Here is an 11,204-nt window from a genome sequence, read left to right as displayed (position 1 = left end):
GCTTTTTAAGAAATCTTCAGGGTTGGTTATACTGTTCAATTATCAAGGTTCTTTGCATAGTCTCACTATCTTGGAGACCAACGGAGAAGAAGGGATTTGAACCCTTGCGCCGCTACTAACGACCTACTCCCTTTCCAGGGGAGCCCCTTCAACCTCTTGGGTACTTCTCCAAGCATAAGTTGATTCTCAAAAATCTGATATTTAATTGTAAATATCAACGGAGAAGGTGGGATTCGAACCCACGGTCCCTTTCGGAATCACCGGTTTTCAAGACCGGCTCCTTAAACCACTCGGACACCTCTCCAAAGCAGTTAAGTGACTCGTTTATTATAACTCATCGTCTTGCTTTTGTCAAGCACTTTTTTAACTTTTTTCAAATCTTTTTTTGAAGATTTGAGGTTTGTTAAAGCCGTGACTTGGAAGTTTTTTGTCGTTTCAAGCGACTTCTATATACTATCACGGCTTTTCCAAAATGTCAACACCTTTTTTCGATTTTTTTCAAGTTTTTTTATTGTTGCTTTATTTCCATCTTTTGATACTATTACAGTTCACGCGTCCTGGCAGATAAAATTCCATGCGCCGCTGTCATATCCTCTGGCGTAGTCAGCTTGATATTCTCATAGCTGCCCTCTGACAGATAGACCTTCTGATTAGTAAATGTTTCCACTACCATGGCATCATCTGTAATGGAGCCTGCTGCTTTTATACCTTTTGTTTCTATTATATGGTTAAGATGATCATAGGCCGCACAGATAATATCATGCTTAAATGTTTGTGGTGTCTGAATAATGCGAAGTGTACTTCTGTCAGGTGTTGACAGTACCATTCCATTTTGATCTGCCACCTTCACCGTATCTTTTAACGGCACAGCTGCAACACCGCTTCCATGTATTCTTGCTGAAGCAATTGACCTTTCAATAACTTCCATATCAACACATGCACGTGCTGCATCATGTATCATAATTAAATCGCAGTCTGAGGCTGCCCTTACTCCTTCCATAGATGAAAGGAAACGTTCGCTTTTTCCCGCGATCACAATAACCTCTGCGCAAAGTTCTTCCTTTTCCAGAAGATTCTGGCAATACTCGACTGCATCTGGTGAAGTCACAAGTACAATTTTATCAGCTATCTTGTCAAACAGACGCACACTATGTAAAAATACCGGAATGCCCATCAAATCAAGAAACTGCTTAGCAACAGGCGTATTCATGCGTCTTCCGCTTCCTGCTGCCAGAATTACAGCAGCTTTTTTCTCCTTATGCTCCTGTTTTCCCATATCATTCATTTTATCGTTCTCCCAGCTTTAAGGACGCTGCTGCATTTAAATCCCAGCCGCTTCTTCTTCCTTTTTTATATTCGTAGTAGCCTGCTGCACCAATCATTGCTGCATTATCTGTGCAAAAAATAGGGGACGGATAATACAGAGTAATTCCATTCTTTTCGCATGCCTCCTTTAAGCTTGCTCGAAGTGCAGAGTTTGATGCAACACCTCCTGCAAGAGCTAACTTACGAAAACCATGTTCCTTAGTTCCTCGAATAGCATGCTCTACTAATACCTGCACAACTGCCTTTTGAAAGGATGCTGCCAGATCATTTGGATTAACCTCTTCGCCTGTCATCTTCGCATGATTTAAATAATTAAGCACAGCTGATTTTAAACCACTGAAGCTAAAGTCATACGGATTATCAGACATCTTCGCCTTTGGAAATGTAATGGCATCCGGGTTTCCAAGCTTTGCTGCCTTGTCGATCTTTGGACCTCCCGGATAGCCAAGACCGATGCTTCTGGCTACCTTATCGAAGGCTTCACCTGCTGCATCATCTCTTGTGCGTCCAATGATATTAAATTTATCATAATCTTCAACTACAACAAGATGTGTATGACCACCTGAAACGATCAGACACATAAATGGCGGCTCTAAATCCTGGTTTTCAATGTAATTGGCTGCAATATGACCCTCAATATGATGAACACCAACAAGCGGCTTTCCTGCTGCATATGCAATCGCCTTTGCCTCTGCCGTTCCAACAAGAAGTGCTCCAACAAGACCTGGTCCATAGGTAACAGCAACTGCGTCGATGTCCTCTAATGTCACAGATGCCTGTTTCAATGCTTCCTTTACCACCTGATTAATACGCTCGAGATGCTTTCTTGAGGCAATTTCTGGAACAACACCGCCATAAAGAGTATGAATATCAATCTGTGTAGAGATTACATTTGACAATACCTTACGTCCATTTTCTACTACTGCAGCAGCCGTCTCGTCACAGCTGCTCTCAATTGCAAGTATTTTTATATTCTTTTCTTCCATCTTACTTCGTACCTTCTTCCTGCTCAAAATCCAGTGAAATACTTCTTCCGTCCTTTGCTGCAATTGTTCTTGAAAAGATCTTTCTCGTCTCCTCAATGTACTCCTCCGGATGTGCAAGCGACGGACTATAATGAGTCAGCCACATTTCCTTAGGCTGTGCCTCTTTTGCAAGTGACGCCGCCTCACTAAATGTCATATGCTTGTATTCCTTTGCCTTGGCAAGCTTATCTGGCTCTCCATACATGCCCTCACATATAAAAAGATCAGCATCCTTTGCCTGCTCAGCAATAATTGGAAGCGGTCTGGTATCTGTGACATACGTAACTTTGATTCCTTTTCTTTTTTCGCCCATAACCATATCAGGCGTATAAACCTTATCGCCATCTGTCATTGTCTCTCCCTTTTGCAAATGACTCCAGAAGGTAAGCGGAATGCCAAGCTCTTTTGCCTTTTCAGCATGAAAACGGCCTGCACGCGGAATCTGAATCGTGTAACCGTAGCAGGTTACATTGTGCTGAACGCGAAAGGCATGAATATGATAGCCCTTCACCTCGAAATCCTGCTCGTTTTGCGTAATCTCTTTAAATATAATAGGAAATGGCAGCTCTGGCGCAATAACGCGAAGCGCATTCACCACGCGCTCAAGGCCTTTTGGTCCAATAAGTGTAAGCGGCTCTGTACGGTCTGCATTTCCCATTGTCAAAAGGAGTCCCGGAAGGCCGCTTATATGATCTCCATGGTAATGTGTAAAACAGATCACATCGATTGGATTACAGCTCCAGCCTTTTTCTCTCACTGCGATCTGTGTTCCCTCTCCACAGTCAATCATTAATGTGCTTCCGTTAAATCTTGTCATTAACGACGTCAGCCAACGATAAGGAAGGGGCATCATACCGCCTGTTCCCAATAAACATAAATCTAACATCTGTCCTCTCATTCCAAATGAGCGCCCGCCCAAAGCGCACTTTTATAAGGTTATAAATATTCCCGTGTTTTTTTCTGATACACAGGCAGGCGAAACCTTTTTGTAAGCTCTTGGGTACAGTTCTCACACAAGTCAAATGCAATTTTCTCGCCATCGCGCTCTGAAAAATAGCCCCATGCTTTATCCACATGAATATAATCCTCTAGCACAATGCCATTTTCAACTGGAAGCGGCCGTCTGCAGCAATTGCACACGACCTGAAGAATTCTGTCCCTATTATTTTCTTTTACTGTTATTCTCATTGCTTTCCTCCCTGATTCATTGATTCATTTTGCATGTATATTTTAATAAATTTCGGGAAGAATAACAATGGAAATGCCTGTCACTACTGGAAGTATTTCCACATAATTAAGGCATCTTCCTTTGGTTTGCTGTAAAATCCTTTGCGAATACCAGATTTTTCATAACCATTTTTTTCATATAATGCAATTGCTGCATTATTTGACACACGCACCTCGAGCGTAATTCCATATAAATTCTTTTCCTGTGCAAATGCATCAAGCGCTTTCATCAGCTGATTGGCTGCGCCGCACCGTCTGTATGATGAAAATACAGCGACATTTGTGATAGAAAGCTCATCTGCTGCCAGATATGCACCGACGTATCCTGCAATTTCTTCTGTATCTTTTTCATCTACCATGCAAGACGGCTTCGATACCACTGCGACAAAAAATACATAATTTGCTTCTGCAAGACTTTCTGCCAACGCATTTTCTGACCATGCCTCTGCAAAACATTCCTTCTCAAGCTGTGCTACAGCCAGAAGATCTACTTTGCACATACGGCGCACTGACAATTTTACGGCATCACTGCCGTTTTTCGTCAGCAAATCTTTGCCTGCGTTCCGCTCTCTCCCGGACGCAGAGAACCTTTTGTGTAAATGCCAGCCTCTCGTTCCTGCTCTGCCTGTGATTTTTTAAGGTAGATCGGACGGTGATCATCTGCATTGATTGCCTTTCCTTCACGCCATTTCTTAGCGCCAAGCTCTGCTACTGCTGCTGCGCGCGGCGTGCTGCAGACTGCTGGTGCCATTTTACTTTTTGATACATTTTCCTTTAACCATGCACCATGCACATGCATGCCGTCTCCTGTAAATAACACATTCTCATCGTCTGACTTTAATTCTTTTAAGTTCTGTGCAAGCTCTTCCACTAATAAAAGCTTTGGTTCCATCACGCATACCATATTCAATTCTTCATCAAAACGATACAGCGCTGTGTAAACCTGTCTTCGTCTCGCATCGATCATCGGGCAGATCAGACCATTATATGGGCCGCATCCAAACGCCATAGCTTCAAGCGTAGACACCTCAACAAGCGGCTTATCGAGCGCCAGACATAATCCCTTCGCTGTTGCACTGCCGATTCTAAGTCCTGTAAATGAACCAGGACCTGCTGAAATGGCTATTGCATCAAGCTCCTTTAAATTGGTTTCTGTCATCTTTACAACCTCATCGATCATAGGAAGCAATGTCTGCGAGTGTGTCTTTTTAAATGAAACTGAATACTCTGCCAGCACAACATCATCCTTTATAATTGCTGCACCTGCTGTCAAAGATGAGCTTTCTATTGCTAATATCTGCATACTGTTACCTTATTGCCTTTCTTTTCACTTACCGCGCACTGTTATTTTTCGATAATCGAATCCCTTGTCCAGATCTTTCTCAATCGTGATCCACACAGCTTCTGGCGGAATAATCTCTTCTACAAGTGATGCCCACTCAACAAGGCACACACCCTGTCCATAAAAATATTCCTCGTAGCCAATTTCTTCCATCTCTTCCGGCTCTTCGATTCGATATACATCAAAATGATACAATGGCAGACGCCCTTCTTCATATTCACATACGATTGTAAAAGTTGGACTGTTTACTGCCTCTTTTATGCCAAGACCTGCGGCAAAGCCCTGGGAAAAAACAGTTTTTCCTGTTCCTAAATCACCGTCAAGACAATAAATGTCACCGGCTTTTGCCTCTTTTGCAAGGCGCATTCCCACCTCAAAGGTTTCCTCTGCACCATTTGTCTCATAAATTTTTTCTGGTATTGCCATTGATTCCTCCAAATATTGTTTCATTTTTATCAGAGTAAAATGTCGTAGAATAAAAACAAATATCCGCAGCCTTGCGACTGCGGATACACACAAACTGCGATTTACACTTACTGCAAACACAGCTTATTTTGTGCATCGTATTGATTTTACAACGAATGCACAAGAAAAACAACTCTATTTTTATACCTGATGCAGAATACGGCTGATTGGCTTGTAGATCAGAATAACGATAACTGATACAAGTGCACCCTTTAACAGATTTAATGGTGCTACACATAAGGCAACAAATGTCAAAATGTTAAACTCTTCAAAACCAGAAAAGATTGCATGACCCATCTCTAAAATGCTTTCAAGCGGCATTCCGTACAGCTTGGAGAATGCCGGAAGCAGATAAAATGCGTTGAATAAGCTTCCAAAAATTGCAATAATGATTGTTCCTGCTACACAGCCTATTATCGCTGTTTTCTTTGTCTTGTGCTTGAAATAAAGGATTGCTGCCGGAATAATGAAGCTGCAGCCAATCACAAAGTTTGCATAATCGCCGACAAATGCTGTTGTTGTACCTCTAAAAAGCACTTTTAATACGTTTTTAAGCAGCTCTGATGCTACACCTGCCACCGGTCCCATTGCAAAGGAGCAGATTAAAACTGGCACCTCTGAAAAATCAAGCTTGTAGAATGGCGGTGCAAATGGTACTGGAAAATCAAAGATCTGCAGAATAAATGCAAGCGCTGACATCATACCTATAGTGACAATTTTTTTCGTGCGCATTTGCTGCGATGAAGTCACGCCTGCCCACATTTCTCCAAGCTTTGCCACCGCAAAAAGGACTGCTGCCGTGATCGCAATGACGACAATAAAGCCGACATTTTCAGTTACTGTCTTCCATAAGTTTTCCATTTCTCTTTCCTCTTTTCTGCGCATTTATGCGCGTAATATTGAAAATTGAAAGTGGACGTCTTTGATTAAATTGTGAAATAAGAATCTGGTGCACCATTTTAAAAAAAGCCCCCTGAATCGACAGGGGGTCTATAAAACGATACACTCTTTCTTTTCCCATCCAGACTTTGGACACAGCTTTTGCTAATAATGCTGCATCACTTTACTGTTGGTTTCGGAGTTGTGAAGAATTGTTCATCACTATCTTTGCACTCACCGAATCAGCCGCAAAAATGCGGGTCGCGGACTTTACCGCCAGTGGGGATTTACACCCCGCCCCAAAGAATATTCCATTTTCCGACAGATAGTTTAACACAGCAGAGTGATAATTGCAAGCGTTTTTTATTTTGTTTTCATAGTAAGGGCAATTCGTTTTTTCTTTAAATCTACGCTAAGCACTCTGACGTTTACAATATCTCCTACGCTTACAACCTCTGACGGATGCTTAACGTAGCGGTTACAAAGCTGTGAGAGATGGACTAGTCCGTCTTCATGCACACCTATATCGACAAATGCTCCAAAATCAACAACATTTCTAACTGTTCCCTTTAATTCCATATCTGGCTTTAAGTCTTCCATGGACAGGACATCACTTCTAAGGATTGGCTTTGGCATTTCATCACGTGGATCTCTTGATGGCTTTTCTAATTCTTTTACAATATCAGCAAGTGTAAGTTCACCAATTCCAAGCTGCTTTGCAAGCTTGGCTGTCTGAAGTTTCTTTGCAATGCCTGCAGCCTTTCCCTCTAAAATATCCTGCGGCTTTAGTTCACATGATGCTAAAACTGCACGTGCTGCCTCGTAACTTTCCGGGTGAACGGCTGTAGCATCAAGCGGCTCATCTCCACCGCGAATACGAAGAAAACCTGCACACTGCTCATATGCCTTTGGTCCAAGCTTTGCAACCTTTAATAACTGTTTTCTATTTGTAAACTGACCATTTTCCTCACGGTAAGTAACGATATTTTTTGCAATTGTTTTCGTGATGCCTGACACATATTCGAGAAGCGCTGCTGAAGCTGTATTTAAATCCACGCCTACCTGATTTACACAGTCTTCTACTGTTCCATGAAGCATCTCATCGAGCTTTTTCTGATTCATATCATGCTGATACTGGCCGACACCGATAGCCTTTGGATCAATCTTGACAAGCTCTGCAAGCGGATCCTGCACACGTCTGGCGATAGAAACAGCACTTCTCTGGCCAACATCAAAGTTTGGAAACTCCTCTGTTGCCTGTTTGCTTGCAGAATATACTGAAGCACCAGCCTCGTTTGTGATGACATAGCGCACAGGCGCGTTGATTTCCTTAATCAAATCTGCAATGATTTGCTCAGACTCTCGCGATGCTGTTCCGTTTCCAACTGAAATCAATGTAATATGGTACTTTGCAATAAGTGCTTTTAAGATATCTTTTGATTCTTTTACTTTGTTATGCGGCGCTGTCGGATAAATGACCTTTGTGTCAATTACCTTTCCAAATGGATCAATTACAGCAAGCTTGCAGCCTGTACGAAAGGCCGGATCCCAGCCAAGAACAGTCTGACCTGCAATTGGCGGCTGCATCAGAAGCTGCTTTAGATTCTGTCCGAACACCTTCATTGCGCCCTCTTCTGCTGTCTCTGTCAGATTAGTGCGAAGCTCACGCTCTATTGCCGGAGCGATCAGACGCTTATATGCATCCTCTGTAGCCTCACGAAGAATAGCTGCACAAGTTTCGTTCTTTCCCTTTGTCATTACATTATATAACCAGGTAAGAATCTCTTCCTGCGGTGCCTCAATTTTAACACTCAGCACCTTTTGGTTTTCTCCGCGGTTTACAGCAAGCACCTGATGACCATTGATCTTTGTAAGCTGTGCCTGAAACTCATAATATGTTTCAAATACAGACTCTGTACCTTCTTCGCGAACTGTGGAGGTGAGCATACCTTTTTCCCATGTCATTTTACGAATCTGGGCACGAAATGAAGCATCATCTGAAATGTGCTCAGCTAAAATATCCATGGCACCTAAAAGTGCATCTTCTGTGCTTTCCACACCTTTTTCTGGTGATACAAAAGCTTTTGCCAACTCTTCTTTTGTTCCTTTTGCCTGTCCTAATAATATTTCATTTGCAAGCGGCTCTAAGCCTTTTTCTTTTGCAATTGTCGCTCTTGTACGGCGCTTTGGACGATATGGACGATAAAGATCTTCTATGACGGCTAATGTCTGTGCCTGCTCCATTTTCTTTTTCAGATCATCTGTGAGGACGCCAAGCTCTTCCATGGAAGCAAGAACACTTGACTTTTTCTCTTCAAGATTGCGAAGATATGTCAGCCTTTCATCGAGATTTCTAAGTATCTCATCATTTAATGCACCGTGTGCTTCCTTGCGGTAGCGCGCAATAAAAGGGATGGTATTGCCCTCATCAATCAAATTTACAACTGCCTGAACCTGATCAGGGCGAATTTGCAGTTCTTCTGCTATCTTTTTAATAATATCCATTTTGATGCCTTTCTGCACCATATATACTGATGGTGCAAATATTGGTTGTGACTTTTATTTTTATGTGATATGATAACACTAATGTTTATCATACATTGCAGTAGAATATTTTGCAACCCAGAAGATACACAAATTCGAAAAGAAAGGATTTTATTTTTTATGGATGAAAATAAGAACTATAAGGATCCTGAGCGTGAAGGCGATGATAACGACACCTATGATCCGTATGAGGAATATGTAAAGGATAAGGTTCATGAGGAGCAAAAGGAGGAGTATGGTGATTCTTATGCGCGCTATACTGATCCGCAGATGGGGCCTGAGGATGATAGAGGTCGTTCCTACAAACCACATCACAGACGTGCTACTAATCTTGAGAAGATTGGCTTCGCAATGAGTATTGCTGCTTTGATCTGCTGTTGCTGTGCTAATATTTATTTGACGCTTGGTGTTTCTATCATGTCTCTTGCTGTTTTAATCTGTTCTCGCTTTTTTGCAAATGAGGATCATCACCTTCACCCTATTGCAATTACTGGAATTATTATCAGCAGCATCTCTATTGTGATTGTTGCGTTTATCCTCTTCTTCTATCTTGTTCTTTATCCACAGCTGTTAGAGGATCCAGCTTACCGCGATATGCTCAAGCAGATGCAGGATCTTTTAAATAATAAGGCAAATTCACTGCTTCCTTCTGAGTCTGGCGCAGTAGAAGTACCAAACACAGTTCCGATGCCAACAGGCAATGGGGATACAATCTAAAATTTAAAAATACGGCACAGCCTATGGTTTACCCCATTAGCTGTGCCGCATTTTTTATGATAAAATTAAGAAAAAACAATAATACCGTTGCCCATAAATGCCAGCTTCGATATTTGAAGCCTCTAATACGTCCTTTTGACAGATAGTGAAGACTTTGCCAGCACAAAAATATAATTGTCCATACGGCAAGATATGGTACTGCCGGATGATAACAAATACTGTCAAACAGCCTGCCACAAAGAAGCGCCTTTACTGCTCGTGTGCCGCCGCAGCCTGGGCAATACCAGCCAGTGAGGCTATAAATAAAGCATGGTGCCCCCTGTGCGATCCATTCAAGATCAAGCACATGCAAAATGCCAAGGCCGCCAACAAAAATAATTATACCAGCCACTATAATGCAAAAGAGGACATCTTCTGTCCTCTCTGCATGATCTTTATTTTTATGATCCATAATCATTCTTACTTTGCCAAACGAATTACACTTACAACTGGATAGTTTTCGCACAGCGCATCAAATTCATTTTCAGCCCACTCTGCTGTAATAAGTCCAAACTCATCTGCAATACCAGCATCTACGATATGCTTTGCCTTAAAGCTTTCTGCTACAGCGTTTGCATCTGATCCCTTTACACGCACAAAGTAGCTGTGTGTTGATTTTAAATGATCTGAAACAGTCATCTTTCCTGGCTCATATGGTGCAATCTCAGTGATCTTTGGATTTCTTGCTGCATTTACAACATCTGCCACTACAGCGGAAGCTGTTGGAAGCTTTCCTGCTCCTGCACCATAAAACATCAAATCACCCATGCTCTCACCGCGAACAAGAATTGCGTTCATTACGTCATTAACTGCAAAAAGCGGATGCTCGTTTGTGATCATAACTGGGCATACCATTGTACTTATACTTCCATCATCTTTCTTTTTGCTTGTTCCAAACAGCTTGATACGGCTGCCAAGAACCTTTGCGTATGCAAAATCAGCTGATGTGATCTTTGTAATACCCTCAGTATAAACATCCTCATAATCTACATATTTGCCAAATGCAAGTGAGGACAAAATTGCAATCTTTCTGCGTGCATCATGACCCTCAACATCTGCCGCTGGGTTTCTCTCTGCATAGCCTCTCTCCTGTGCATCCTCAAGGACTGCATCATAATCAAGACCATCTTCACTCATCTTGGTTAACATATAGTTTGTGGTGCCGTTTAGAATACCGGTAATCTCGGTTACTGCATCGGAAGTAATGCTTGAAACAAGAGGACGAATAATCGGAATACCGCCGCCTACACTTGCCTCAAATAAGAAGCTTACATGATGTGCCTTTGCAATCTCAAGAAGCTCTGGACCATGCGCTGCAACAAGCTCTTTATTGGAAGTTGCAACATGCTTTCCAGCCTCAAGACAAGCCTTTACGAAGGCATATGCCGGCTTTGTTCCACCCATAGTCTCAACAACGATTGAAATTTCTGGGTTCTGTGTAATCAGATTAATATCCTTTACTACCTTATCTTCCATCACGTCGCCTGGGAAATCACGAAGATCAAGTACGCATGCCGGCACGATCTCATCTCCTGCCTTCTTTGCGATTGTTTCCTTATTCTTCAGCAATACCTGCACAACTCCTGAACCGATATTTCCATATCCTAACACTGCTACCTTAATCATACTTACGTCCAACC

General features: G+C 42.2%; 12 protein-coding genes, 2 tRNA genes and 1 riboswitch. Of the genes, 1 reads left to right on the top strand and 13 read right to left on the bottom strand.

All coding sequences use genetic code 11. The features are described 5' to 3' along the window. Nucleotides 1–81: 81 nt before the first annotated feature. From WJP93_RS02080 to WJP93_RS02030, 11 genes are all read right to left on the bottom strand, one after another. Nucleotides 82–170, bottom strand: a tRNA-Ser gene (locus WJP93_RS02080). 48 nt (nt 171–218) lie between these two features. After that, a tRNA-Ser gene (locus tag WJP93_RS02075) sits at nt 219–304 on the bottom strand. Between the two features lie 237 nt (nt 305–541). Beyond that, nucleotides 542–1,285 (bottom strand): 2-C-methyl-D-erythritol 4-phosphate cytidylyltransferase, encoded by a 744-nt coding sequence (gene ispD, locus WJP93_RS02070; protein WP_337546608.1) that lies wholly within the window; start codon nt 1,283–1,285, stop codon nt 542–544. Between the two features lies 1 nt (nt 1,286). Then, nucleotides 1,287–2,312, bottom strand: a complete 1,026-nt coding sequence (gene tsaD, locus WJP93_RS02065) for a tRNA (adenosine(37)-N6)-threonylcarbamoyltransferase complex transferase subunit TsaD (protein WP_227102352.1) — start codon at nt 2,310–2,312, stop codon at nt 1,287–1,289. A 1-nt stretch (nt 2,313) separates the two neighbouring features. After that, nucleotides 2,314–3,237, bottom strand: a complete 924-nt coding sequence (locus WJP93_RS02060) for a ribonuclease Z (protein WP_066556603.1) — start codon at nt 3,235–3,237, stop codon at nt 2,314–2,316. Between the two features lie 50 nt (nt 3,238–3,287). Further along, the gene (locus WJP93_RS02055; RefSeq protein WP_066556600.1) at nt 3,288–3,539 is read right to left on the bottom strand and encodes a hypothetical protein; all 252 of its coding nucleotides are present in this window, start codon (nt 3,537–3,539) and stop codon (nt 3,288–3,290) included. Between the two features lie 83 nt (nt 3,540–3,622). After that, nucleotides 3,623–4,126 (bottom strand): ribosomal protein S18-alanine N-acetyltransferase, encoded by a 504-nt coding sequence (rimI, locus tag WJP93_RS02050; protein ID WP_337546607.1) that lies wholly within the window; start codon nt 4,124–4,126, stop codon nt 3,623–3,625. Beyond that, complete coding sequence (tsaB, locus tag WJP93_RS02045; protein ID WP_066556598.1) at nt 4,120–4,881, bottom strand: tRNA (adenosine(37)-N6)-threonylcarbamoyltransferase complex dimerization subunit type 1 TsaB; 762 nt, start codon at nt 4,879–4,881, stop codon at nt 4,120–4,122. The genes rimI and tsaB overlap by 7 nt, the downstream gene beginning before the upstream one ends. Before the next feature lie 24 nt (nt 4,882–4,905). Next, nucleotides 4,906–5,346, bottom strand: a complete 441-nt coding sequence (gene tsaE, locus WJP93_RS02040) for a tRNA (adenosine(37)-N6)-threonylcarbamoyltransferase complex ATPase subunit type 1 TsaE (protein WP_118615439.1) — start codon at nt 5,344–5,346, stop codon at nt 4,906–4,908. A gap of 180 nt (nt 5,347–5,526) precedes the next feature. Further along, on the bottom strand, nt 5,527–6,246 hold the full coding sequence (locus tag WJP93_RS02035; protein ID WP_337546603.1) for an ECF transporter S component: 720 nt from the start codon (nt 6,244–6,246) through the stop codon (nt 5,527–5,529). Between the two features lie 144 nt (nt 6,247–6,390). After that, a riboswitch (FMN riboswitch) is annotated at nt 6,391–6,575 on the bottom strand. Between the two features lie 52 nt (nt 6,576–6,627). Further along, nucleotides 6,628–8,769, bottom strand: a complete 2,142-nt coding sequence (locus tag WJP93_RS02030; protein ID WP_337546601.1) for a Tex family protein — start codon at nt 8,767–8,769, stop codon at nt 6,628–6,630. A gap of 159 nt (nt 8,770–8,928) precedes the next feature. Here WJP93_RS02030 and WJP93_RS02025 point away from each other — a divergent pair, with 159 nt between their 5' ends. Then, nucleotides 8,929–9,525, top strand: a complete 597-nt coding sequence (locus WJP93_RS02025) for a hypothetical protein (RefSeq protein WP_337546599.1) — start codon at nt 8,929–8,931, stop codon at nt 9,523–9,525. 28 nt (nt 9,526–9,553) lie between these two features. On the opposite strand, the gene WJP93_RS02020 is transcribed toward WJP93_RS02025, so the two are convergent. Continuing rightward, nucleotides 9,554–9,976: a DUF2752 domain-containing protein gene (locus WJP93_RS02020; protein ID WP_227102347.1), complete on the bottom strand. Its 423-nt coding sequence runs from the start codon at nt 9,974–9,976 to the stop codon at nt 9,554–9,556. Between the two features lie 8 nt (nt 9,977–9,984). Then, nucleotides 9,985–11,190: a homoserine dehydrogenase gene (locus WJP93_RS02015; RefSeq protein ID WP_227102346.1), complete on the bottom strand. Its 1,206-nt coding sequence runs from the start codon at nt 11,188–11,190 to the stop codon at nt 9,985–9,987. Nucleotides 11,191–11,204 lie beyond the last annotated feature (14 nt).

Origin of the sequence: Anthropogastromicrobium sp. (genome assembly GCF_037349415.1) — a bacterium.
Taxonomy (GTDB): Bacteria; Bacillota; Clostridia; order Lachnospirales; family Lachnospiraceae; genus Anthropogastromicrobium; species Anthropogastromicrobium aceti.
Note: the sequence above shows the minus strand (reverse complement) of the source record. Positions and strands in the feature narration are given on the sequence as shown.